Source organism: Micromonospora sp. WMMD980 (assembly GCF_029626035.1).
Taxonomy (GTDB): domain Bacteria; phylum Actinomycetota; class Actinomycetes; order Mycobacteriales; family Micromonosporaceae; genus Micromonospora.
In genome coordinates, this window is record NZ_JARUBE010000003.1 from 2,094,631 (window position 1) to 2,118,675 (window position 24,045).

General features: G+C 75.1%; 22 protein-coding genes. 9 read left to right on the forward strand and 13 right to left on the reverse strand.

Annotated features, from left to right (window positions below):
• Positions 1-50: 50 nt before the first annotated feature.
• From O7618_RS10180 to O7618_RS10195, 4 genes are all read left to right on the forward strand, one after another.
• Positions 51-2,384 (forward strand): TIM-barrel domain-containing protein, encoded by a 2,334-nt coding sequence (locus O7618_RS10180; RefSeq protein ID WP_278105784.1) that lies wholly within the window; start codon positions 51-53, stop codon positions 2,382-2,384.
• An 83-nt stretch (positions 2,385-2,467) separates the two neighbouring features.
• Positions 2,468-3,685 (forward strand): ROK family transcriptional regulator, encoded by a 1,218-nt coding sequence (locus tag O7618_RS10185; RefSeq protein WP_278105785.1) that lies wholly within the window; start codon positions 2,468-2,470, stop codon positions 3,683-3,685.
• A gap of 238 nt (positions 3,686-3,923) precedes the next feature.
• A complete protein-coding gene (locus tag O7618_RS10190) occupies positions 3,924-6,332 on the forward strand; it encodes a glycoside hydrolase family 3 C-terminal domain-containing protein (protein ID WP_278105786.1) in 2,409 nt (802 codons plus the stop codon).
• A complete protein-coding gene (locus tag O7618_RS10195; RefSeq protein ID WP_278105787.1) occupies positions 6,329-7,339 on the forward strand; it encodes a LacI family DNA-binding transcriptional regulator in 1,011 nt (336 codons plus the stop codon). The genes O7618_RS10190 and O7618_RS10195 overlap by 4 nt, the downstream gene beginning before the upstream one ends.
• Position 7,340: 1 nt before the next feature.
• On the opposite strand, the gene O7618_RS10200 is transcribed toward O7618_RS10195, so the two are convergent.
• Positions 7,341-7,784, reverse strand: a complete 444-nt coding sequence (locus O7618_RS10200) for a hypothetical protein (protein ID WP_278105788.1) — start codon at positions 7,782-7,784, stop codon at positions 7,341-7,343.
• Positions 7,785-8,012: 228 nt separating this feature from the next.
• Here O7618_RS10200 and O7618_RS10205 point away from each other — a divergent pair, with 228 nt between their 5' ends.
• Complete coding sequence (locus O7618_RS10205) at positions 8,013-8,321, forward strand: recombinase family protein (protein WP_278105789.1); 309 nt, start codon at positions 8,013-8,015, stop codon at positions 8,319-8,321.
• On the opposite strand, the gene O7618_RS10210 is transcribed toward O7618_RS10205, so the two are convergent.
• The 5 genes from O7618_RS10210 to O7618_RS10230 form a co-directional block, all read right to left on the reverse strand.
• Positions 8,315-8,956, reverse strand: a complete 642-nt coding sequence (locus tag O7618_RS10210; RefSeq protein WP_278105790.1) for a hypothetical protein — start codon at positions 8,954-8,956, stop codon at positions 8,315-8,317. The two genes, O7618_RS10205 and O7618_RS10210, sit on opposite strands and share 7 nt — an antisense overlap.
• A gap of 86 nt (positions 8,957-9,042) precedes the next feature.
• On the reverse strand, positions 9,043-9,498 hold the full coding sequence (locus O7618_RS10215) for a hypothetical protein (RefSeq protein WP_278105791.1): 456 nt from the start codon (positions 9,496-9,498) through the stop codon (positions 9,043-9,045).
• Between the two features lie 416 nt (positions 9,499-9,914).
• A complete protein-coding gene (locus tag O7618_RS10220; RefSeq protein ID WP_278105792.1) occupies positions 9,915-10,739 on the reverse strand; it encodes an SDR family NAD(P)-dependent oxidoreductase in 825 nt (274 codons plus the stop codon).
• Complete coding sequence (locus O7618_RS10225) at positions 10,736-12,046, reverse strand: NAD(P)-binding domain-containing protein (RefSeq protein WP_278105793.1); 1,311 nt, start codon at positions 12,044-12,046, stop codon at positions 10,736-10,738. The genes O7618_RS10220 and O7618_RS10225 overlap by 4 nt, the downstream gene beginning before the upstream one ends.
• A gap of 55 nt (positions 12,047-12,101) precedes the next feature.
• The gene (locus O7618_RS10230) at positions 12,102-12,737 is read right to left on the reverse strand and encodes a TetR/AcrR family transcriptional regulator (RefSeq protein WP_278109958.1); all 636 of its coding nucleotides are present in this window, start codon (positions 12,735-12,737) and stop codon (positions 12,102-12,104) included.
• Positions 12,738-12,793: 56 nt separating this feature from the next.
• On the opposite strand from O7618_RS10230, the gene O7618_RS10235 reads away from it, so the two are divergent.
• The 3 genes from O7618_RS10235 to O7618_RS10245 are packed head-to-tail and all read left to right on the forward strand — an operon-like array spanning position 12,794 to position 15,963.
• Positions 12,794-14,137 (forward strand): MFS transporter, encoded by a 1,344-nt coding sequence (locus tag O7618_RS10235; protein ID WP_278105794.1) that lies wholly within the window; start codon positions 12,794-12,796, stop codon positions 14,135-14,137.
• A gap of 12 nt (positions 14,138-14,149) precedes the next feature.
• Complete coding sequence (locus O7618_RS10240) at positions 14,150-15,313, forward strand: hypothetical protein (RefSeq protein ID WP_278105795.1); 1,164 nt, start codon at positions 14,150-14,152, stop codon at positions 15,311-15,313.
• Between the two features lie 59 nt (positions 15,314-15,372).
• Positions 15,373-15,963: a pyridoxamine 5'-phosphate oxidase family protein gene (locus O7618_RS10245; protein WP_278105796.1), complete on the forward strand. Its 591-nt coding sequence runs from the start codon at positions 15,373-15,375 to the stop codon at positions 15,961-15,963.
• A 7-nt stretch (positions 15,964-15,970) separates the two neighbouring features.
• On the opposite strand, the gene O7618_RS10250 is transcribed toward O7618_RS10245, so the two are convergent.
• Entirely contained in the window at positions 15,971-17,452 is a 1,482-nt protein-coding gene (locus O7618_RS10250; protein ID WP_278105797.1) for a peptide MFS transporter, read from the reverse strand.
• 197 nt (positions 17,453-17,649) lie between these two features.
• Between O7618_RS10250 and O7618_RS10255 the strand changes: the two genes are divergently transcribed.
• A complete protein-coding gene (locus O7618_RS10255; RefSeq protein WP_046564157.1) occupies positions 17,650-17,991 on the forward strand; it encodes an RNA polymerase-binding protein RbpA in 342 nt (113 codons plus the stop codon).
• A 71-nt stretch (positions 17,992-18,062) separates the two neighbouring features.
• Here O7618_RS10255 and O7618_RS10260 read toward each other — a convergent pair whose 3' ends face one another.
• The 6 genes from O7618_RS10260 to O7618_RS10285 all read right to left on the reverse strand — a co-directional run bounded on the left by O7618_RS10260 (position 18,063) and on the right by O7618_RS10285 (position 24,023).
• The gene (locus O7618_RS10260) at positions 18,063-18,581 is read right to left on the reverse strand and encodes an FxsA family protein (protein ID WP_278105798.1); all 519 of its coding nucleotides are present in this window, start codon (positions 18,579-18,581) and stop codon (positions 18,063-18,065) included.
• Between the two features lie 55 nt (positions 18,582-18,636).
• A complete protein-coding gene (locus tag O7618_RS10265; protein ID WP_278105799.1) occupies positions 18,637-19,413 on the reverse strand; it encodes a polyprenol monophosphomannose synthase in 777 nt (258 codons plus the stop codon).
• A 24-nt stretch (positions 19,414-19,437) separates the two neighbouring features.
• A complete protein-coding gene (gene lnt / locus O7618_RS10270; protein ID WP_347405413.1) occupies positions 19,438-20,976 on the reverse strand; it encodes an apolipoprotein N-acyltransferase in 1,539 nt (512 codons plus the stop codon).
• 542 nt (positions 20,977-21,518) lie between these two features.
• Complete coding sequence (locus O7618_RS10275) at positions 21,519-22,853, reverse strand: glutamate mutase L (protein ID WP_278105801.1); 1,335 nt, start codon at positions 22,851-22,853, stop codon at positions 21,519-21,521.
• A gap of 22 nt (positions 22,854-22,875) precedes the next feature.
• On the reverse strand, positions 22,876-23,274 hold the full coding sequence (locus O7618_RS10280) for a hotdog domain-containing protein (RefSeq protein WP_278105802.1): 399 nt from the start codon (positions 23,272-23,274) through the stop codon (positions 22,876-22,878).
• Positions 23,271-24,023: an OAM dimerization domain-containing protein gene (locus O7618_RS10285; protein ID WP_278109959.1), complete on the reverse strand. Its 753-nt coding sequence runs from the start codon at positions 24,021-24,023 to the stop codon at positions 23,271-23,273. Before O7618_RS10285 ends, O7618_RS10280 begins: the two co-directional genes overlap by 4 nt.
• Between the last annotated feature and the right edge of the window lie 22 nt (positions 24,024-24,045).

Below are 24,045 nucleotides of genomic sequence, written 5' to 3' on the forward strand. Positions count from 1 at the left end.
GGTTCCAAAGAAACTGGCGGTGCCGCCCGGGTCGCCGCGAGGAGACGCCCATGCCGTACCGCCCGCCGCTGGTCCCCTACGAGACGTTCGTGGCCGACCCGCCCGACCTGCCGGTCCGCGCCCCCGGCGAGCAGGGCGCCGACGACGTGCTGCGGGCCGAGGTGGCCGCGACCGACCCGCACGGGGTCACCCTCACCGCCACCTGCGCCTCCGGCCGCACACTCGTCGCGCGGGTCGAGGCCGCCGGGGACGGGATCCTGCGGGTACGCCTCACCGACGACCTGTCGGTGCGCAGCCGCTCCGCGCTCGCCATCGCCCTGACCCGGCCCGCGCCGCACCTGGCCGAGGTCACCGTCGACGACGTGTACGCCTGGGTGGACGCCGGCGCGGTGGTCGCCGAGATCCGCCTCGACCCGTGGGGGTTGCGGTTCCTCGGCCCCGACGGCCGGCTGCTGGTGGCCACCGACGCCGGCACCCGGGACATCAGCGGCCGGCGGCGCACGCTGCCGCTGGGCCGCTCCACCTCAGACGGCGAGCCGGCCGCCTGGCACGAGAGCTTCGTCGCGCCCGGCGACGAGCGCTTCGTCGGCTTCGGCGAGAAGTTCACCCCGCTGGACAAGCGCGGCCAGCGCCCGCTGATGTGGAACTTCGACGCGTTCGGCGGCGAGTCCGACCGCTCGCACAAGAACGTGCCGTTCTACCTGTCCGACCGCGGCTACGGCGTGCTCGTCGACAGCGGCCTGCCGGTGCAGTTCGACGTCTGCGCCAGCACCCACAGCAGCGTGCAGCTGCTGGTCCCCGACGATCTGCTCGACTACTACGTGCTGGGCGGTCCGACCCCGGCCGAGATCCTCGACCGGCTCGACGCGCTGACCGGCCGGCCCTACCTGCCGCCGCGTTGGGCGTTCGGCGCCTGGATCTCCTCCGGGTTCTTCCCGGACAGCGAGCAGCGGGTCCGGGAGCGGGCCCGGCTGATCCGCGAGCGGGACGTCCCCTGCGACGTGCTGCACCTGGACTGCTACTGGCAGGTCGCCGGCCGCTGGTCGGAGATGCGCTGGGACGAGCGGGCGTTCCCCGACCCGGCCGGGATGCTCAAGGACCTCACCGAGCAGGGCTTCCGGGTCTGCCTGTGGATGAACCCCTACCTGATGACCGGCAGCCCGCTCTACGCCGAGGCGGACGCCGCCGGCTACTTCCTGCGCCGCCCGGACGGCGGCACGTACGTCGCGGACACCTGGCACGGCAGCTATCCGGTCTGCGCCATCGTGGACCTGACCAACCCGGCGGCGGTGCGCTGGTTCCAGGGCCTGCTGCGGCCGTTGCTCGCCCAGGGCGTCGCGGTGTTCAAGACCGACTTCGCCGAGGCGGTGCCCGCCGACGCGGTGGCGCACAACGGGATGACCGGCGTCGAACTGCACAACGTCTACGCGTTGCTGTTCAACGACGTGGTCGCCGACGTCACCGAGGAGGTGGCCGGGCACCGCACGGTGTGGGCGCGCTCGTCCTACCTCGGCGGGCAGCGGCACAGCGCCCAGTGGAGCGGCGACGTCAACGCCACCTGGCCGGGCATGGCCAGCACGCTGCGCGGCGGGTTGTCGCACGGGCTGTCCGGGGTGCCGTTCTGGAGCCACGACACCGGCGGCTTCCACGGCACGCCGGAGCCCGACCTGTATGTGCGCTGGACCCAGTTCGGCGCGCTGTCGCCGCTGGTCCGGCTGCACGGCACCACCAGCCGGCTGCCGTGGGACTTCCCGCCGGAGACGGAACGCCACGCGGTGGCCGCGTTGCGGCTGCGCTACCGGCTGTTGCCCTACCTCTGGTCGGCAGCCGTGGACGCCGCCCGCACCGGCAGCCCGATGATGCGGGCGCTGCTGCTCGACACACCCGACGACCCGACCGCCTGGGTCACCGACCTGCAGTACCGCCTCGGCGCCGACCTGCTGGTCGCGCCGGTGCTCGACGCGTCCGGGCGACGCGCCGTCTATCTGCCCGAGGGCGACGACTGGCTGGACGCGGCCACCGGGCGGCGCCACACGGGTGGCCGCCACCTGCGGGTGTCCGCGCCGATCGACCGGCTGCCGCTGTACGTGCGACGCGGGGCGCTGGTGCCGGTGGTGGCGCCCGCGCCGAGAGTGGCCGACGGCCCGTTCCGGGACGTCACGCTCGTCGCGTGGGGCGGCACCGACGGGGTGACGGTGGTGCGTGACCCCGACGGCGACACCACGGTCACCGCCATCTGCGACGGCGACACGCTGCGGGTGCGGGTGGACGGGCCACTGGACGTCCGCCGGGTCAGCGTGGTCGGCGACGACCCGCCGCGACGGCTGGTGCTCGACGGCCAGCCGGTGCCGGTGACCCCGTTCGAGCCCTGGTTCGGCGGCTGAGCCGCGCCCGGACGGGGGGCATGGCCCATTTAGTTTAAGCTGTAGCCGAACCCGACGGCCGCGGCGCAGGAGGCGGGCACCACGTGATCAGCATCGACCGGTCGTTGCGGACGGCCGACCTGGGTGACGTGCGGGTGGCCAACCGCGCCGTCGTGCTCCGGCACGTCCGGTTGCACGCCCCCTGCTCGCGCGCCGACGTCGCCGCGCAGACCGGGCTCAACAAGGCCACCGTCTCCAGCCTGGTCGGCGAGCTGATCGAACACGGTCTGCTGCGCGAGACCGGGCTGACCGAGAACCGGGTCGGCCGCCCGGCGACCATGCTGGTGCTCGACGGCTCCCGGCATGTCGGGCTCGGCCTGCAGATCGGCGCCGACGAACTGGTCGTGGTCGCCGCCGACCTGGCCGGCGCGCCGCTGCTCACCTGGCGGCGCGCCTTCGCCGCCGGGACGGCCGGCCCCGAGGAGACGGTACGCGCGCTCGCCGCGCTCACCCGCCGGGCGGTCACCCGGGTCACCGGCGCGGGCCGCACCGTGCTCGGCCTCACCGTGGGCGTGCCCGGGCCGGTCGACGCCGACGGCGTCGTGCCGGCCGCGCCCGCGCTGGGCTGGCGCGGCGTGCCGCTCGCCGCCGACCTGCGCCGCGCGCTGCGCGACCCGGGCTTCCCCGTCGGCGTCGACACCGACGCCAACCTCGCCGTCTCGGCCGAGCTGCGCCACGGCCCGTACGCCGGCACGGCCGACCTGGTGCACCTGACCGGCGGGCTGGCCGTCGGCGCCGGCCTGGTCAGCGGCGGCCGGCTGCTGCGCGGCGGCCGCGGCTTCGCCGGCGAGATCGGCCACCTGCCGGTGCGCGCCGACGGACCCGCGTGCCACTGCGGCCGGCGCGGCTGCCTGCCGGCGGTGGCCGGCGTGGACGCTGTGGTACGCCGCCTGCTGCCCGACGCCGCGGCGGACGGCCCGGTCACCGACTACCTGCCGGAGATCGAACGGATCCAGGCCCTCGCCCGCGCCGGGGACGCCGCGGTACGCGACGGGCTCACCGGGATCGGCCGCCACCTCGGGCACGCCGTGTCCGTCCTGGTCGATTTGCTCGACCCGGAGGTGGTGGTGGTCGGCGGTCACCTGGCGACGCTCGCGCCGTGGCTGCTGCCGGCCGCCCGCGCCGAGGTGGCCGCCGGGGCGTCCAGGCCGCCGGCCGCGGTCCGGCTGGAGGCCAGCACGCTGGGTTCGGCCGCCAGCGCGCTCGGCGGCGCCACCGCCGCACTGGCCACCGTGGAGGCCGGGCAACTGCCCGCCGTCTGACCCTTGACCCGCACCGCCCTCGGGTGCCAACCTCGGTAGCGCCGCCGGCGGGCCGGGCACCCGTGGGGCGGCGTATCTTCCGGCGGTTGTCGAAGCGCTTCACCAGCGCTCCGGGCCGACCTCCGCCGGCCGACCACCACCCCCTTCTCTCCCGCGTGCGCGCCGCCGACCAGCAGCCGGCCCGTCGAAGCGCTTCGACGGACGGCGGGCGACCGCACGCCCACCGGAGGCGCCCGCCATGACCGACCGCACCCACCACCGCCCCGACGACCTGCTGACCCGCCTCACCCTGGCGGAGAAGCTCGGCCTGCTGCACCAGTGGCAGGCGCCGGTGCCCCGGCTCGGCCTGCCGGCGTTCCGCACCGGCACCGAGGCGCTGCACGGCGTCGCCTGGCTCGGCGAGGCCACCGTCTTCCCGCAGGCCGTCGGCCTTGCCGCCAGCTGGAACCCGCAGCTCGTCCGGGCGGTCGGCGCCGCCGTCGGCGACGAGGTGCGGGCCAAGCACCGGGCCGACCCGCGGCGCGTCGGCCTCAACGTGTGGGCGCCGGTGGTCAACCCGCTGCGCGACCCCCGGTGGGGTCGCAACGAGGAGGGCTGGTCCGAGGACCCCTGGCTCACCGGCCGGCTCGCCACCGACTACGCGTTCGGGCTGCGCGGGGAACACCCCACCCGGCTGCGGACCGCACCCACGCTCAAGCACTTCCTCGGCTACAACAACGAGACCGACCGGGCCGTCACCTCCAGCAACCTGCCGCCGCGGGTGCTGCACGAGTACGAGCTGCCGGCCTTCCGCGCGCCGCTGGCCGCCGGCGCGTCGGTCGCCGTGATGGCGTCGTACAACCTGGTCGACGGCGTGCCGGCGCACCTGAGCCCGCTCATCGACGGCAAGCTGCGCGGCTGGGCCGACGACGAGGTCATGGTGGTCGGCGACGCCGGCGCGGTCGGCAACATCGCCGGCGTGCAGGCGCACCTGCCCGACCACGTCGCCGGGTTCGCCGCCGCGCTGCGCGCCGGGGTGGACAGCTTCACCGAGGACGACGAGGACCCGGGCCCCACCGTGGAGCGGCTCACCGAGGCGCTGGCGCGCGGGCTGATCGACGAGTCCGACGTGGACCGGGCGGTCCGGCGGATCCTGTCGGTGCGGCTGCGCCTGGGCGACCTGGACCCGCCCGGGCACGACCCGTACGCCGACGTGGTGAACTGCCCCGCCCACCGGGAACTCGCCCGGGAGGCCGCCCGCCAGTCGATCGTACTGCTCGGCAACGACGGGCTGCTGCCGCTCGCCCCCGAGACCCGCGTCGCCGTGCTCGGCCCGCTCGCCGACACCGTGCTCACCGACTGGTACAGCGGCACCCTGCCGTACGCGGTCAGCGCCTACGACGGGCTGCTCGGGCGGCTGCGCGAGGTGACCAGCCACCCCGGCACGGACCGGATCACGCTGCACGTCGCGCACCGCGCGGTGCGCTGCGCCGAGGGCGGGCCGCTGACCCTCGACGGCGCGACGCCCGCCGAGTTCGATGTGGTCGACTGGGGCGACGGCGTGCTGGCGCTGCGCGCGGTCCACAACGGCCGGTACGTCGGCGCGGACGACTCCGGCGCGCTCGTCGTCGACCGGCCCGGCCCGGGCGGCTGGGTGGTCCGCGAGACATTCCGCCTGCGCCACCGGCCCGACGGCACGGCTCTGCTGCACCACCTCGCCAGCGGCCGGTACGTCGGCGTCGACCCGGACGGCCGGCTCAGCGTCGCCACCGGTGATCCCGCCGCGTTCACCGTGCGGCTGCGCGTCGACGGCGCGGCCGAGGCCGCCGCGCTGGCCGCCGCCGCCGACGTGGCCGTGGTGGTGCTGGGTAACCACCCGATGGTCAACGGCCGGGAGACCGAGGACCGGGTGGACCTGGCGCTGCCCGCCGGCCAGCTCGACCTGCTGCGCGCCGTGCACGCCGCGAACCCGCGCACCGTGCTGGCGCTGACCAGCAGCTACCCGTACGCGGTGGGGTGGGCCCGCGAGCACCTGCCGGCGGTGCTGTGGAGTGCGCACGGCGGGCAGGAACACGGCAACGCGCTCGCCGACGTGCTGCTGGGCGCGGAGGATCCGGGCGGCCGACTCACCCAGACCTGGTACGCCGACACCGCGGAGCTGCCCGACCTGCTCGACTACGACGTGATCGGCGCCGACACCACCTACCTCTACCACCGGGGCGAGCCGCTGTACCCGTTCGGCCACGGCCTCAGCTACGCCGAGTTCGACTACGCTGACCTCCGGTTGAGCACTGCCACGGCGCACGTCGGCGAGGAGGTGGCGGTGAGCGTCGAGGTCACCAACACGGGCCGCCGCCCGGGCACCGAGGTGGTGCAGCTCTACACCCGGCAGCGGCGTTCCCGGGTCAAGCAGCCGTTACGCCAGCTGCGCGACTTCGCCCGGGTCACCCTCCATCCGGGCTGCGCGGCCCGGGTGACGCTGCGGCTGCGTACCGCTGATCTGGCCTGGTGGGACGAGACCCGCGCGGCCATGGTGGTGGAGGACGCGACCCACTCGGTGCTGGTCGGTCGTTCCGCCCGCGACGTCCGGCTGGTCGGCGCGGTCACCGTGACCGGCGGCGGCGAGCGGAGCACCCCCGCGGCGCGGCGTTCCGGGGCGGCACGGTGAGCGGCCGGGGCGGCGAGCAGGTCACCATCGCGGACGTGGCCCGGCACGCCGGGGTGGCGGCGAGCACCGTGTCCTACGTGCTCAGCGGCAAGCGCGCCATCTCGGCCACCACCCGCACCCGGGTGCTGGCCAGCGTGCGGACCCTGGGCTACCACCCGAACGCCGGCGCGCGCGCCCTGGCCAGCCGCAAGGCCAACGTGATCGCGTTGGTGCTGCCGCTGCGCACCGGAATGCAGGTGCCGGTGGTGATGCGCTTCGCCACCGCGGTGGTCACCACCGCCCGCGGCTACGACCATGACGTGCTGCTGGTCACCGCCGACGAGGGCCCGGCCGGGCTGCACCGCATCGCCGGGAGCGCGCTCGTCGACGGGGTGCTGCTGATGGACGTGGAACTCGAGGACTCCCGGGTGCCACTGCTGCGGGAGCTGGCGCTGCCCGGGGTGCTGATCGGGCACCCGGCCGACAGCACCGGCCTGGCCTGCGTGGACCTGGACTTCCGCCGTGCCGGTGAGCTGTGCGTGGAGCACCTGGCCGCCGCCGGGCGCCGGCGGATCGTGCTGCTCGGCGCCCCGGCCGCCGTCTACGACCGGGGCACCGGCTTCGCCCACCGAACCCGCTCCGGGGTGCTGGCCGCGGCCGACCGCCTCGGCGTCGACGCGCTGACCCGGCCCTGCGAGGAGAACCCGGCGGCGGTGCGCCGTGACCTGGCCGCGCTGCTCGACGCGCACCCCGACGTCACCGGCCTGGTGGTGCAGAACGAGTCGGCGGTCGGGCCGGTGCTGTCCGAGCTGCCGCTGCTGGGCCGCCGGGTGCCGCAGGACGTCTCGGTGGTCGCGGTCTGCCCCGACGAGCTGGCCGAACCGTCCGCGCTGACCTGCGTGCCGGTGCCCGCCGAGGAGATCGGCCGGCAGGCGGTGACGCTGCTGATGCGCCGGCTGCGCGACGAGCCGGTGCCGGAGGTGACCCTGCTGGAACCCCGGCTGACCGTACGCGACACCAGTCGGTGAGTCACCCGCCCTGCAGGAGGAGCAGGAACGGCGGGCCGAGGTTCGCCACGGTGCTCAGGTTGGCCGCCAGGACCACCAGCGCGGCCACCGCCGGCACGGCGGGGAGCAGGCCGAGCCACCTGCGCCGGCGCCAGGTCACCACCGACCGGCCGGCCAGGACGGCGGCCAGCAGGCCGACGAGCGCGGCCTTCACCACGTGCCACCGCACGTACTCGTCGAGCATCACGTTCAGGGCGGGTGACGTCGGGCCGTGCTCGGCCTGGTCGCCCGCCTGGGCCAGCACGGCGGCCAGGTGGTCGTCGGCGGGACCGGACGCCAGGGCCGGCAGCAGCGTGCCGAACGGCGACACCGCGCCCTGCACGTTGGCGATCAGCAGCACCGCCACGGCGAGCGCGAGGGCGCCGAGCGGCAGCCGGAGGCGCGGCAGCCGGTGGGCGGCCGCCACCAGCGCCGCGAGCAGCGGCAGGGCCCGGCCGTAGCTTCCAGCGAAAAACCAACGCTAAGGAGTTGATCTAGGCGAGTGGGGGAGGCGTGGCCCCTCTGGGATCGCCGATCCAACGCAGCATGTGGCCGGCACCCACCGCCCGGGTGCCGGCCGTGCTGCGCGTCGTTGACGGTGGTGCGGCAGAGGTAGTCGCTGCACGAGAAGCTGGACACCACCACCGCCGGGGGCATGTTCGTCTTCCACGTCTTCGCCGCCCTGGCCGAGTTCATCCGCACGATCATCGTGGCCAACACCAACGAGGGCCTGGCCGCCGCCCGCGCCCGCGGCCAGCGCCTCGGCCGGCCGCCGGCGATGACCCCAGAGAAGGTCGCCTACGCGATGCAGCTCCTGACGGAGCCGGACCGGTCGATCTCGTCAATCGCAAAGCTGCTTGGGATCTCCCGCAGCACGCTGTACAAGGCGCTGCCCGAGCTCGTCCCGCCGCAGATGGCCCGGGAGCGCCTGGCCACGCAGATCGCCGCCCTGCCGGCTCAGTGAGTGGTGGTGAGTCGTTCGGATTCAGGCAGCATGCGTAGCTGTGCGGCCAGAACGGCGTCTCGCGGTCCCGTGACGATGACTAGCGAGTCCTCAATGTGGCCCCCGCATGCGGCCAGTGGGGCTTCGCTGGACATGTCGGGGCACGCGAGGTAGAGCCATGCAGGTTCGCGCTTGCCGTCTATAATCAGAGTCTGGGTGCCGGTGGGCTCGGGCGGATTGTTGGCGTCGAGCCGATCGATGAATTGCGATGGCGGTGGGCCGCTGCCCCACGGTGGCGCACCTCGGCGCCCGGCGAGGGCCAGTTGATAATTGATCAGCGTCGCCCAGAGGTGATGCACGATCGAGGCGCCTCCGGTGGCGTCGCGGACGGTTGTGACGTCGACACTCGTCTTATCGTGGAGTTCGTGCCCGACGCGGACTTCGACTGGTCGGGCGCGTCCCAGATCGCGGGCGACACCGTGCGTGTCGATGAGGGTCGTCTCGCTGTGCCGACCGACGAGGTGAGCGCGGTAGCGCGGCGCCTCCAGCATGGCGAATCTCGTCCCGAGCCAGCCGTAGATCTCCTGGGGCGTCGGCGTGGTGGTCCATGCCGCACCGGTCTGGCTGTGATCTGACGGTTCGGGGACATGCGCCATGCTGGAGGCCTTCCTCACGTCGTTCGTACACGCGTCATGGGTTCCCGCTCATGCGTGGCGGCCCCTGCCGCTGCACTCGGGTGGGACTACAAGTATGCGCTGGCGGAGGGACCGTGGGAGTAGCAGATGGTGCCGTTGGCCAGGGTGGCGATGCTGCCAAGCAGCACGTCGGCGTAGGCGTAGCCCGCGCCGCTGGAGGTGAAGCCCTTGGTCTTCGCCCAGAAGTGCGTGGGCGTGGACGGGTCGTTCCAGCTCTTGGTGCTGGACCCGTAGTTGTCGATCACGCCGACTTTCCAGTTCGTGTAGACCGCGCCCGGCCAGCCAGACCGGATGGAGTAGCCGGTATAGATGGACGTGTAGTGCTTCTTGGTGTCCACCGCCGTGAAGTAGACGAACGAACTGCCGCACTCGCCGGGCAGCTCGTTGAGAGTGGTGAACTCACCCTTCTTCACGGCGTACTCGACACCCTTGCTGTCGACCCGCACTTCGTAGCCGTTGGCCTCGGCGATCTTGTGGTCGACGCCGACACGCTTCAGCGGCATGACGACGTAGGTGGAGGTCGGGTCGGGCTGTGCAGCCGGCGCGGCCGCCTGGGCAACCGCAGGTGACAGCCCGGCGGCCAAGGCCATACCGGCCACTACCACGGCAGCACGTAGACTTGCTCGGAACCGCATAGGTCCTCCTTCTGACGGGGGCTGGACATTGCGGCGGATGCGGTGGCTGCGGTGCCCAATCACCGCAGCCACCCGCGCATCCGGGCCTGACCTTCGTATCAGACCATCGACAAGTCCCGCTGCCCCCCGGTGATCCGCGTCGTAGAGCCGCGTAGTTCCAAGACGCGAGGACCTCGCGCAGAGTGGTCAGCTACGCCGAAGGGAACGTGCAATTTGCGATCAGTGCACGGCACCGGGACGCGCAGAGGCTGTCCGGGCGGCGCAGCGCGTCGGGGGCGTGCAGGCTACCGCCGGGCGTCGCGGTGTCGCCGGAGCATCCCGGCGGCCAGCGCCGCGCGGTCCAGGTCACCGGCGGCGACGCGCTTGGCGACGGTACGCCGCACCAGCCGGTCGGCCAGCGCCGGCGCGTGCCGGGCCAGCGCCAGCTCGACGCGCCCCCGCCGGGTGGTGGCGACGTCGCGGGGCGCGCGTCGGGCGGCGGCGGCGCACAGGATCGCCGCGACCACCCCGTCGACCGGTTCCGGCCGGGACACGCCGTTCAGCGACAGCCCGGCCGCCACGGTGCTGTCGTGGATCGGTGAGGCGACCATGCTGGGGTAGACGACGCTGACCCCGACGTGCGTGCCGACCTCGTGGCGCAGCGCGTCGGCGTACGCGACCAGGGCCCGCTTGCTCACCCCGTAGGCGGCGGCCAGGGGCAGCGGCAGCACGGCCATCCGGCTGGCCACGAAGATCACCCGTCCGCGGGCGGACTCCAGGGCGGGCAGCGCCGCGGCCGTGGTCCGCCAGGCGGCGAGCAGGTTCACCTCCAGTTGCCGGCGGACCACCTCGTCGGGGGCCAGCTCGGCGGGGGCGGGTCCGCCGACGCCGGCGTTGTTGACCAGCAGGTCCAGCCCGCCGAGCCGGTCGACGGCGGCGGCCACGGCCGTCGGCGTGGCCGCCGGGTCGGTCAGGTCCACCCCGAGCACCGGCGGGGTGGCGTCGGCGTCGGCGTGCAGGTCCAGCCCGACCACGTGCGCGCCGGCGGCGGTCAGCGCGTCGCCGAGGCGGCGGCCGAAGGTGCCCCGCGCGCCGGTGACCAGCACCCGCCGGCCGGCCAGCGCGCTCACCGCGTCGTTGCGGCGCGCCGCCGCCCGCCGGCCAGCTCCCGGCGCAGCTCGGCCAGGTATGCGTCGAAGTCGACCCGCATGTGCGGACGGCGCTGCCCCCACCGGGCGGTGGCGGCGCGCAGCTCGGCGGCGCAGGCGGCGGCCTGCCGGGCCGGCTCCGGTGGCGCCCAGGTGCCGGCCAGGCGCGCGGCGACCAGTCGGGCCTGCGCCTCCAGCAGCGGGAACGCCGCCCCGGTGGACTGCATCAGCCCGACGAACGCCAGGCCGGGGGCGTCCAGGTGGAACACGTGGCGGTACAGCGGCAGCCGGTCGGCGCCGTTGCCGAGCAGGTCCGGGTCGAGGAACGGCACCCGCACCCGGTAGCCGGTGCACCAGATCACCAGGTCGATCTCGTCGGTGCGGCCGTCGGTGAACTCGACCCGACGCCCGTCGAGGCGGGCGATGCCGGGGCGCGGCTCGATGTCGCCGTGGGTGAGCCGGGACAGCAGCGCGTCGGAGAGCGTCGGGTGGTCCTGGAGGAAGCCGTGCGCCGGCGCGGGCAGGCCGTAGCGGGTGGGCGGGCCGACGGTGGCGGTGAGCATGCGCTGGCTGATGCGTTGCCGCAGCCGCCACGGCAGCCGGCGGGCGAGGGCTCCGTTGAGCGTGTCCGAGGGGCGCCCGAGCAGGTACTTGGGCACCACCCAGATGCCGCGGCGCAGCGACAGCAGCGTCCGGTCGGCGGCGTGCGAGGCGTCGACGGCGATGTCCATGGCCGAGTTGCCACCGCCCACGACCAGCACCCGCCGGCCGGCGAGCTGCTCCGGGCCCCGGTAGTCGTGGCTGTGCATCTGCGCGGCCACGCACTCGCCCGGGTAGGGCTCGGGCAGGTGGGGCACCCGGTTGTGCCCGTTGGCGACCACCACGGCCTCGACGTCGACCTGCACCGGCCCGCCGGGGCCGGTGGCGTGCACCCGCCAGCCGTCGCCGGCGCGGGTGACCCGCTCGACGGTGTGCCGCAGCCGCACCGCCGCGCCCAGGTCGAACCGGTCCGCGTAGGCGGCGAGGTAGCCGGCGACGCGGGTGTGGTCGGGGTAGTCGGGCCAGTCGGCCGGCATCGGATGGTCGGCGAACTCGGTGCGCCCCCTGCTGGTGTTCAGGTGCAGCGTGCGGTAGGCGGGCGAGCCGGGCGCGCCGTAGACCCACAGGCCGCCGACCGTGCCCGCGGTCTCGAACGCCACCGCCGGCACCCCGGCGTCGGCGAGCGCCTTGAGCGTGGCCAGTCCCGCCGCGCCCGCGCCGACGACCGCGACCCTCGGTGATGCCACCATTCCCGCCCCCCTAATCCAACGACCGCTGGATAATCCCCGGCGGGCGGGGCCACGGTCAAGGGGCGGCCGGCGGGTAGAGCCCGTCGAGCAGCCGGTGCACGAACGCGCGGAACTCCCGCCGCTCGCGGGCCGCCGAGCCGGTGCGCGCGGCCAGCGCCACCACGTGCCCGTGCACCGCCCAGACCAGGCTGCGCACGGTGACGTGCGGGGTCGGCTCGACGAGCGCCCCGGCCTCGGCGGCGGCGGCGAGCAGCCGCTCGACCTGCCCGTACAGCGGGGCGGCGTAGCGCTGGTCCAGCTCGGCGTGGCGCTGCGGCTCCAACCAGCGGCGCAGCCACAACGCGGTCGTCTCCGGCCGGTCCTCGAGGAAGTCGACGAACACGTCGACCAGGTCGTGCAGCGCGTCGGTCGGTCCGGCCGCCAGGGCGGCGCGCGCGCGTTCCCCGGCGGCCTCCAGGGCTCGCCGTTCGGCGCTGAACACCCGGGCGAAACAGGCGTCGTAGAGCTGCGCCTTGGCGCCGGTGTGATGGGCGACGGTCGCCACGTCGACGCCGGCCGCGGCGGCGACGTCCCGGACGCTCACCGCGTCGAAGCCCCGCTCGGCGAAGAGCGTGGTGGCGGCGGCGAGCACCAGGTCGCGGGTGGGTCGCTGGTCGTCGCGGCGGGGCCGGCCCGGCCGGCGGCGGGGCATGGTCATCCGGCCATTGTTCCCCCTACAATCCAGCGACCGTTGGATTGGGGGTGGCGATGACCGCTGTGGCGCCGCGACGCGAGGCCGTCGCCCTACCGCGGGGCCCGCTGGTCGGGTTCGCCGCCGGTTCGCTGGGCATGGGCGTGTGGGTCACCGTGCCCGGCCTGCTGCTGCTCTACTTCCTCACCGATGTCCTCGCGGTCGCGCCGTGGCTGGCCGGGCTGACCCTGCTGCTGCCGAAGGTCGCCGACGTGCTGCTGCACCCGTGGATCGGGCACCGCTGCGACGTCGAGCAGGCCCGCCGCGGCCACCGGCGGCGGCTGCTGCTGGCCGGCTGCGCGTTGCCGGTGGCGTTCGCCGCGCTGTTCGCGGTGCCCGGCGGCCTGAGCGGCGCGGGCGCGGCGGCCTGGGTGGCGGTGTTCTTCGTGGCCGGCAACCTGCTGTTCGCCGCCTACCAGGTGCCCTACCTGGCGACCCCGGCCGACCTGCGGATCGGCTACCACGAACGGACCCGGCTGATGGCCTTCCGGATGGTGGTGCTGACGCTCGGCATCCTGGTCTCCGGGCTGCTGGCGCCGCTGCTGACCGGCGGCGACGACGCCACCCGGGCCGGCTACCTGCGGATGGCCGTGCTGCTGGCCGCCGGCATGCTCGCCGCGATGGCGGTCGGGGTCGCCGGAATCGGCCGGCTGCGCCGCACGGCGCCCGCCCCGGCGGCCGGGCACGGCGCGGGCGGGTGGCGAGCGCTCGCGGCGAGCCTGCGCGACCGGCAGTTCCGCCGTCTCGCCGGGGCGTACCTGGCCATGTCGACCACCACCCACCTGGTCCTGGCCGGGGTGCCCTACTACGCCGAGTACGAGCTGGGTCGCGCCGGGCTGACCACGGTGCTGGTCGCCGCGTTCGTCGCGCCGGCGCTGCTGGTCACCCCGGTGTGGCTGGCGCTGGCCCGGCGCGTCGGCAAGCAGCGGGCCCTGCTCGGCGCGCAGGTCGCGTTCGCCGCCGGGTCGCTGGTGCTGGCGGTCGGTCGGCCGGCCGGGTCGCCGGTGCTGGTCGCCGCCGTGGCGGTGCTCGGGGTGGCGTTCGCCGGCATGCAACTGCTGCCGTTCTCGATGCTGCCCGACGTGATCCGTGCCGCCGGCGCGGCACGCGCCGGCACCTACACCGGGGTGTGGACCGCCACCGAGGCCACCGGCGCCGCGCTGGGCCCCTACGCGTACGCGTTGTGCCTGGCCGCCGGCGGTTTCGTGGCGTCCGGCGCCGGGCAGACAGTGGTCCAGCCGGCGGGTGCCCTCGCCGCGCTGCGTTACGGCTTCGGCCTGTTGCCGGCCGCGGTGATGGTGCTCGCGGTGCTGGTGCAGCGCCGATACACCCTGGACGGCGCCGCGCGCGACGAGCACTAGACTTCGCCCCCGATGGACGCCGAGCCCGCCACCGAGACCCGCCCCTGCGCCCACTGTGGCCGCGAGGTGCCGCAGCGCGCCGGCGCCGGCCGCCCGTTCCGCTACTGCCGGGACAACGACGGCGCCTGTCAGCGGGCCGCCCGCAACTCGCGGATGCGTCACCGAAACTCCCCCGGCCTGCCCGGGCAGGTGGCGCGGACCTGGGAGGCGGTGGACCGGCTCGACCAGGTGGTGGAGACGCTCACCGAGGCGCTGCACGCCGAGCTGTCCCCGGCCGGGGTGGAGCGGCAGCTCGCCGAACTGCGTGCCGAGACGGCCGCGCAGGTCGCCGCCGCGCACGCCGAGCGCGACGAGGCCCGCCGCGACGCCGAGGACGCCGCCGCCTCGGCCGCCCGGGACCGGCAGGACACCCGCGCCGCGTTGGCCGAACGCGACACCGCCGCGCAGCGGGCCGAGCGGGCGGACGCGTCGGCCGCCGCGGCCGCCGAGCGGGCCGCCGCCGCCGAGACCGCCCGGGACGCCGCCCGCGCCGAGGCGGGCGCCGCGCAGGCGTTGCGGGTGCAGGCCGAACGTGACCGCGACGCCGCGCGCGTCGAGCTGCGGACCGTGCGCGCCGAACGCGACGCCGAGCGGCAGCGGGTCGCCGAGCTGACCGCCGAACGCGACGCCGCCCGCGTCGACGCCGAACGCGCCACCCGCTCCGCCACCGAGGCCCTGGACCGGGCGCACCGCCTGCGCGCCGAGGCCGACGAGGCCCGCGCCGACGCGCAGGCCGCCCGGGCGCAGGCCGGCGAGGACCGCCGCGCGGCGCGGGCCGCCGTCGAGCGGGCCGCCGCCGAGGCCGCGGCCGCGCGGCGGGCCGTCGCGGAGCGGGACCGCGCCGAGGCCGCCCGCGTCGACGCGGTGGCGGCGGCCGACGCGGCCCGCGCCGAGGCGACCGAGGCGCTGCGCGCCGAGGTGGCGGCCCGGTCCGCCGAGCGGGAGGCGCTGCGCGCCGAGCTGGCCGAGGCTCGGCGGGCCACCACCACCGCGCAGGCCCGCGCGGACGACCTGGCGGCGCGCCTGGCCGCCGCCGAGACCGACCGGGACACCGCGGCGCGCCGCGCCGGGCAGCTCGCCGACCAGGTCAGCGACCTGGCCGGCGCGTTGGCGTCGCTCGGGTCGCGCGCCGGCTGAGCGGCCACGGACCGGGACGGGGCAGCGCGGAGCCGCCGGGCCGGGCGAGGATCGACGGCATGGGAAAGACGTACGAGCGCATCGACGGCCGGTTGCGGGAGTTCATCGAGGCGCAGCCGATGTTCTTCGTGGCCACCGCCCCGCTGGCCGGCGACGGCACGGTCAACCTGTCCCCGAAGGGCCTGCGGGGCACCCTGGCGGTGCTCGACGAGCACACCGTGGCCTACCTCGACTTCGCCGGCAGCAACGCCGAGACCATCGCCCACCTGCGGGAGAACGGCCGGGTCACGCTGATGTGGTGCGCGTTCGCCGGCCCGCCGAACATCGTGCGGGTGCACGGGCACGGCGAGCCGGTGTTCCGCGACGACCCGCGCTGGCCCGACCTGCTGCGGTACTTCCCCGACGTCGACCCGGGCCCGCACGGGCTGCGGGCGATCATCGTGGTGCGCGCCGGCCTGATCCGCGACACCTGCGGCTACGCGGTGCCGCTGATGAGCTACGACACCGACCGCGACCTGCACGGGCGGCGGTTCGCCCGGGAGGACGACGCGTCGCTGTCGGCCTATTTCGCCGGCAAGGAGCACGTGGCGCACAGCATCGACGGGCTGCCCGGCCTGCCGTTGCCGTTGCCGCCCACGCCGGCGCGGTGACCCGCCGTCAGTGGATGCCGGCCATCAGGCCGCGGATCTGCCGGGTGAACATCACCGCGGCCAGGCCCAGCAGCACCGACGCCAGCCCGAAGGTGAGGAAGTAGGTCGACTGCGACCAGCTCTGCGCCAGCCGGGCCACCTGGCCGCCGACGGCGTCGCCGACGGCGGTGGCGAGGAACCACAGGCCGAGCATCTGGCTGGCATATTTCACCGGGGCCAGTTTCGTGGTGGCCGACAGGCCCACCGGGCTCAACGACAGCTCACCGGCGACCTGGATCGCGTAGACCGCGACGAGCCACCACGGTGAGACCAGGTCGCCGCCGACGGCGGCGCGCGCGGCGGCGGCCATCAGCACGAACGACAGGCCGTTGAGCACCAGGCCGACGGCGAACTTCGTCGGCGTGGACACCCGGTGGCCCAGCTTCAGCCACAGCCACGCCGCCAGCGGCGCGCCGATGATGATCAGGATCGGGTTGACCGACTGCAACCAGGACGCCGGGAAGGTGAACCCGCCCACGTTCCGGTCGGTGCGGTCCGCGGCGAAGATGTTCAGCACCGACCCGGCCTGGTCGTAGATCAGCCAGAACGCGGCGGCGAAGACGAACAGCCACACGTAGGCCTTCATCCGGAGACGTTCGGTGTCGCTGATCTCCCGGTCGGTGAGGATCCGCGCGAAGTAGCCGACGGTCACCAGCACGGTGAGCACGGCGAGCAGGTTGACCACCGTGTCGACGGTGAACCAGCCGGCCACCAGCAGCACGAGCAGCGCCAGCGCCAGCACGCCGACGGCGATGCCGGCGCGGGTCAGGGCGCGACGCCGGTCGGCGCCCAGCAGCGGGTCGGCCGGCCGGGCCCCGGCGTCGCCGAGGTTGCGCCGCCCGGCCACGTACTGCAGCACGCCGAAGGTCATGCCGACGGCGGCCGCGCCGAACCCGAGATGCCAGTTGATCTTCTCGCCGAGGAAGCCGGTGATCAGCGGGGCGATGAACGCGCCCAGGTTGATGCCCATGTAGAAGATGGAGAACCCGGCGTCGCGGCGCGGCGAGTCCCGCTCGTACAGGTCGCCGACCATGGTGGAGATGTTGGGCTTGAGCAGCCCGGTGCCGAGCACGATCAGCGTCATGCCGGCGAACACGCTCCACCCGGTGGGGATCGCCATCACGTAGTGCCCGGCGGCGATCACCACGCCGCCCCACAGCACGCTGCGCCGTGCCCCGATCAGCCGGTCGGCGATCCAGCCGCCGGGCAGCGCCATCAGGTAGACCATGGCGTTGTAGGTGCCGTAGACGGCGTTGGCGGTGGACTCCCCGATGCCGAGGCCGCCGTCGGCGACCGCCGCGGTCAGGTACAGCACCAGGATGGCCCGCATGCCGTAGAAGCTGAACCGCTCCCACATCTCGGTGAGGAAGAGGGTGGACAGCGCCCGCGGGTGACCGAAGAACGTCTTCCCGGCAGGCGGTCGGGCTCCGACCGGCGCGTCACTGCTCATCGTCACCTCCGGCACGCGTGGTGGGTAACATCCCCGGTGACGGGCGAAACACTCCACCGATCCGGCCGGCTGTCGTGGCCGGTTACCCTTGAGCGTCCCGACCCGCGTACGGCCCGGCCGGCGTGGGTGGGGAATGGCCGGGCGGTGACCGGCCGTTACACCTGAGGACCAGCACCACGAACGAGGGGAAGTCGATCATGGGCGAGCGTATGCTGCGCGGTAGCCGGCTGGGCGCGGTCAGCTACGAATCCGACCGCAACACGGAGCTCGCGCCGCGTCAGACCCGCGAGTACCTGTGCGCCAAGGGCCACCAGTTCGAGGTGCCGTTCGCCGTCGACGCCGAGGTCCCCACGACCTGGGAGTGCAAGTTCGACGGCAGCGTCGCCCGGCTGGTCGACGGCAGCGAGCCGGAGCAGAAGAAGGCCAAGCCGCCGCGTACCCACTGGGACATGCTGCTGGAGCGGCGTTCGATCGCCGAGCTGGAGGACATCCTCGCCGAGCGGTTGCAGGAGGTCCGCACCCGCCGCGGTCGCGCCTGAGCCACCTGACACGTCGAAGCGCCCCCGGGATCACCCGGGGGCGCTTCGTCACGTTCGGGCGGGTTTCGGCCTCAGCGGTCCACGATCTCGCCCTCGATGGCCGGGCCGGGCTGCGGCGACCCCGCCGGCGGCTGCGCGGTGGGAGTCGGCGTCGGCTGCGGCGCGCCCGGATAGACCCGAACCCGCCGCGGGCCGAACAGGTCACCGGCGACCATCGACGACACCCGCCGCTCGGTGGTACGGCGCACCCCGCCGGCGGCGAGGCGGCGCAGCGGCGGCACCAGCAACAGCAGGCCCACCACGCCGCTGACCAGGCCGGGCAGCGCCAGCAGCAACGCACCGGCCAGCCCGACCAGACCGTCGGTGACCTGCGCGCCGGGCGGCTGGCCGGCCTGCGCGGCGGCCCGGAACCGCCGCCACGCCCGCATGCCCTCGCGGCGCAACAGCACCAGACCCAGCAGCGACGCGGCGAACACCAGCAGCAGCGCCGCCCCGAACCCGACGGCCCGCCCGACCAGCACGAAAACGGCCAGCTCCAGCAGCGTCAGCAGCAGCAGAGCCGGTGGTACGAATCTGAGTCCTCGGCGCATCTCACCCCATCCGCCCGGTGTGTCGTCACGCCCCTCCAGCATGACACGTCCGCGCTCACGGCCACCGGGCCAGCGCCCGTGGGCGGCCCCGCACCGCCGCCCGGCGGTCCCGCACCCCCCACCGGGTGACCCGCCACAACGCCTCCGCCACGATCAGCGGACTCATCTTGCTGTCGCCGTGCTCCCGCTCGGCGAACGTGATCGGCACCTCGACGATGCGCACCCCGGCCCGGTGCGCCAGCCGCGACAGCTCCACCTGGAACGCGTAACCCTGCGAGCGCACCGAGGCCAGGTCGATCGCGTCCAACGCCGCCGACCGGTACACCCGGTAGCCGCCGGTGGCGTCGCTGACCGGCATGCCCAACGCCACCCGCGCGTACAGGTTGCCCACCCGCGACAGCAGCAGCCGCCGCCACGGCCAGTTCAGCACCCGCGCGCCGCGCGCCCACCGCGAGCCGATCACCACGTCGGCGTCGCGGGCGGCGTGCAGCAACGCCGGCAGGTCCTCCGGGGCGTGCGAACCGTCGGCGTCCATCTCCACCACCGCGTCGTAGCCGCGCTCGCGCGCCCACGCGAAACCGGCCAGGTAGGCCGCGCCGAGGCCGCCCTTGCCGGGCCGGTGCAGCACCTGCACCTGCGCGTCGGCGCCGGCCAGCGTGTCGGCGATGCCGCCGGTGCCGTCGGGGCTGTTGTCGTCGGCGACGAGCACGTCCACCGCGGGCGCCGCGGCGCGGACCCGGGCGACGACGCGGCGCACATTGTCCGCCTCGTTGTAGGTGGGGATGACCACGAGGACCCGCCCCACCCCGGGATGGCCGTCTGCCGCACCCACCGTCGCACCGCCCCTCTCGTCGGGTCAGCCGGGTGTGACCTCCCGGCGGCGGCGGCGGGCCACGGCCGCGCCGGCCAGGGCCACGACCGCGAGGGCCGCGAGCGCCACCTCCGGCCACACCCCGACCGTGGTGGCCGGGGTACGCCCGTCCCCGAGTCGCATCTGCCGCACCACCACCTCGGCGGTGTTGAACCCGGTGGCACCGTCTACCCGCCCGTCGGGGGTAACGAACCCGGACACCCCGACCGTCGAGGACATCAACGCGGCGCGGCCGTGCTCGACGGCGCGCAGCCGCACCATGGCCAACTGCTGGCGGGCCTCGGCCACGTCGAACGTGGCGTTGTTGGTCTGCACCACCAGCAGCTGCGCCCCGCCGGTGACGGTGTCGCGGACGATGCCGTCGTAGGCGACCTCGAAGCAGATCACGTCGCCGAGGGTGGCCGGGCCGGCGTCCAGCACGCCGGGACGTTCGCCGGGGACGAAGTCGGAGCGCACCCGGTCGACCTCGGCGCTGACCTTGCGGGCGATGGACCGCAGCGGCACGTACTCGGCGAACGGCACCGGATGACGCTTGGTGTAGACCTGGCTCAGGTCGGCGCCGCTGCCGGGACGCCACAGCAGGCCGGCGTTGCGGACCTCCCCCTCGCCCGGGCCGAGCAGCACCGCGCCGACCAGGATCGGCGCGTCGATCGCGTCGGCGGCCTGGGAGATGCGGTACCCGGCGCCGGGGTTGCGCAGCGGGTCGATGTCGCTGGAGTTCTCCGGCCACACCACCAGGTCGGGGCGCACCTGGCCGCCCCGGTCGACCCGGTCGGCGAGTTCCAGGGTCGCGTCGACGTGGTTGTCGAGCACCTTCTGGCGCTGGGCGTTGAAGTCCAGGCCGAGCCGCGGCACGTTGCCCTGCACGATCGCCACGGTGACGGTGTCACCCGCGCCGCGTACCCCCGCCGGGACGGCCGGCCCGGCGGCGAGCAGCGCCGCCGCCGCGGCGGCCAGCCCCGCGATGGGCCGCCACTGCCCGGCCGGCCGGCGCCAGTCACGCCAGGCCGCGGCGAGCAGGATCCCCCCGGCGAGCGCGACGGCGAACGTGACCAGCGGGGCGCCGCCGAGCGCCGCCAGGCGCAGCAACGGCGAGGTGTCCTGGCTGAACGCCAACCGCCCCCACGGGAACCCGCCGAACGGGGTGCGGTCGCGCAGCGCCTCCTGCCCGACCCACAGCACGCCGGTCAGCAGCGGCCACGCCGCCCGCCACCGGTCGACAAGCGGCGACACCCAGGCGCTGGCGGCGCCGAGCAGCGCCAGGTAGCCGGCCTGCAGCAGCGACAGCAGCGCCCATGGCAGCGAGCCGGTGTGCAGGTTCGTCCACTCCAGCAGCGGCGCGAACAGCGCCACCCCGGCCAGGAACCCCAGCCCGGCGCCGGCGCGCAACCGCCGCCGGTGCGCCGCGGCGGCCAGCAACGCCACCCCGACCGGCGCGAGCGGCCACACACCGTACGGGGGGAACGCCGCCAGCAACGCCAGCCCGGCCGCCACGGCCACCGGCACGGCCACCGGCAACGGCAGCGGACGCCCACCGGTGTGCGGGCGTGCCCCGTCGGTGGCACGCGGCTGGTCCTGCTCGAGCGTCGTCACCGGCACCTCACCACGATCACGGGCCGAAGGCTACCCGGCGGGGGCGCCTGCCGACCCGCGGGCGGCCCGGAGACGGAAATCGGGGCGCGGCCCAAGCCGCGCCCCGATGCTCCCAGGCCCTTCCCGGCCGGTGGGGCGAGAGTGATCGGCGCCGACCTTCGGACCGACCGGACGTGGACTGGCTGCCCCCGCCTGGCCGTTGTCTACTGGCCGTTCCTCACACCCTGCCCGTACACCGGTAACCGCGACCGGTTCGCGCCGCCCCGCCGACCCCCGCCCGCTGGACCTGGCCGCCGCAACCTTTCGGTCGCTCGGCCAGCGGACGAGAGGACGAAACGAACAACAGCCGCTTCCCGTGGTAGGACTCAAAGACGGTACGGCGTGCACCCCCGCCGCTGTCAACCCGCCCCGGCCTGTCGTGTGTTGCGCCACGGCGTGTCGCGTCGGCGCGTCTCGATGGGTGGACGGCCGGGTCAGGTGCCCAGATGCCGGCGCAGCACCCCGCCGGCCGCGTCCGGGTGCTCGGCGGCGAGCAGCCCGGCGGCGGCCAACACGTAGTCGACGTCCACCACCGGGCGGGCCGCGCGCGGCAACGGCCACCCGCCGGCGTGGTCGGTGAGCACCGCGTCGAGCACCACACCCGCGTCGGCCGCGTCGGCGTGGCGCAGCACCCCGCCGGAGCCGACCAGCAGCCGCACCTCCCGCAGGTCCCGCCCGGCGCGTTCCCCGGTGGCCGCGCCCCGGGCGTGCCGGCGCACCGCCACGGTCGCGGCCAGCGCCGCGATCCGCCGGTCCGCGGCCCGGTCGGCGTCCCCGCCGGGCAGGAAACCCGGGTCGGCGGCCCGGACCGCCGCCGCCGCCGTCAACACCTCCTGCTCCCCCGCCGCCAGCAACCGCTCCTCGGCGGCGGCGCGCACCACCCCCGGCGCGGACCACCGCGTCCCCAGGTCCCCCTCCACGGTGCGGGCCCGCCACAGCGTGCCGGTGACCTCCCGACCCGGACCCTCGGCCCGCTCGTCGGGGGTGAGCACCGAGTACACGTCGGTGGTGGCCCCACCGACGTCCACCACCGCCAGGTCACCGCCGACGGTGTCGGCGAGGACCTCCACGCCGGTGAGCACCGCGTCCGGGGTGGCGGCGCGGACCAGCCGCGCGAACCGGGACCCCCGCGACAGCCTCTTGCCGCCGATGACGTGCCGCAGGAAGACCTCCCGGATCGCCGCGCGCGCCGACGCCGGCGCCAGCACCCCGATGCGCGGCAGCACGTTGTCCGCCACCGTCACCGGCACCCTCGCCTCGGCGAGCAGCGCGTGCAGCCCGGCACGGGCGGCGACGTTGCCCGCCAGGACCACCGGCACCCGCCAGCGGGCCCGCGCCAACCGCGTCGCGTTGTGCGTCAACGTGTCCGCGTCACCACCGTCGGTGCCGCCGACGAGCAGCACCACGTCCGGGCGGGCCGCCCGCAACGCCGCCAGCTCCGCCGCGCCGAGACGCCCGGCCGCCACGTGCACCACGTTCGCCCCCGCCGACAGGCCCACCCGCCGGCCCGCCTGCGCGGTGACCAGGGGCTCGTAGCCGATCACGGCCAGGCGCAGCCCGCCACCGGCCGACGAGCACACGTACCAGGGCACCTCACCCACGCCGGCCGACGCGGTGGCCGCGCCGACCGCGGCGTCCAGGCCGTGCAACACGTCCGTGCCCACCGTCGTCGGCGCCGACGCCGCGCCGACCAGCCGGCCGCCGTCGAGGTCGACCACCGCCGCCTTCGTGTACGTCGACCCGACGTCGGCGCACACCGCGGCCCTCACCACGCGGCGCCGTCCTTCGCGCTCACGCGGTCGGCGGCACGACCACGGTGCCGGTCGCGGTGACCGCCACGATCGGCGGGTCCAGCACCTCCGCCGCCGAGTCACCCTGGTCCGGGCGACCCCGGCACACCACCGCGCAACTCAACTCCAGCGTCCGGCTGCGCGACCCCACCCGCACGACCCGCGCGGTCACCTCCACCACGTCACCGGCGCGCACCGGCGCGGTGAACCGCACGTCCGCGTAGCCGGCGAACAGGCCCTCGTCGCCGTCGGTGCGGATGCACACCTCGGTGGCCACGTCGCCGAACAACCCCAACGCGTACGCCCCGTCGACCAGGTTCCCCGCGTAGTGCGCGTGCGCGTACGGCACGTACCGGCGGTGCACCACGGTCAACCCCAGCCGGGGATCCTGCTCGCTCAACTGCCCGTCCTCCTGGAAGTGATCAACGCGTGCACGAGGTAGCTGGCCACCTCACCCGGAGTGGTGCCACGACCGAAGATCCGGTCCACGCCCAACTCACCGGTCATCGTCTCGTCGAAGCGCGGCCCACCCACGATCAGCAGCGGCCGCTTCCCGGCCGGCATGGCCTCCCGGAACGCCGCCGACATCTCCCGCGTGTTGTGCAGATGCGCGTCGCGCTGCGTCACCACCTGCGACACCAGCACCGCGTCGGCCTTCTCCTGCCGGGCCGCCTCGACCAGCTCCGGCACGCTCACCTGCGCGCCCAGGTTGCTGACCTTCAACTCCCGGTAGTACTCCAGGCCCTTCTCCCCGGCGATGCCCTTGACATTCAGGATCGCGTCGATGCCCACCGTGTGCGCGTCGGTGCCGATGCACGCGCCCACCACCGACAACTTGCGGCGCATCTTCTGCTTCACCACCGCGTTGACCTCCTTGGCCGACAGCAGCGGGAAGTCCCGCTCCACCACCTGCACCTTGTCGAGGTCCACCAGGTGGTTCACCCGCCCGTACACCACGAAGAAGGTGAACCCGTCACCGATCGGCTTCGCGTGCACCAGCATCGCCGGGTCCATGCCCATCTTGTTGGCCAACTGCACCGCCGCGCCCTCGGCCCGCTTGTCGTGCGGCACCGGCAACGTGAACGACACCTGCACCATGCCGTCACCGGTGGTGTCCCCGTACGGCCGCACGACCGTCTTCTCGCTCATGCCGCGCTGGCCGGGCATGCTC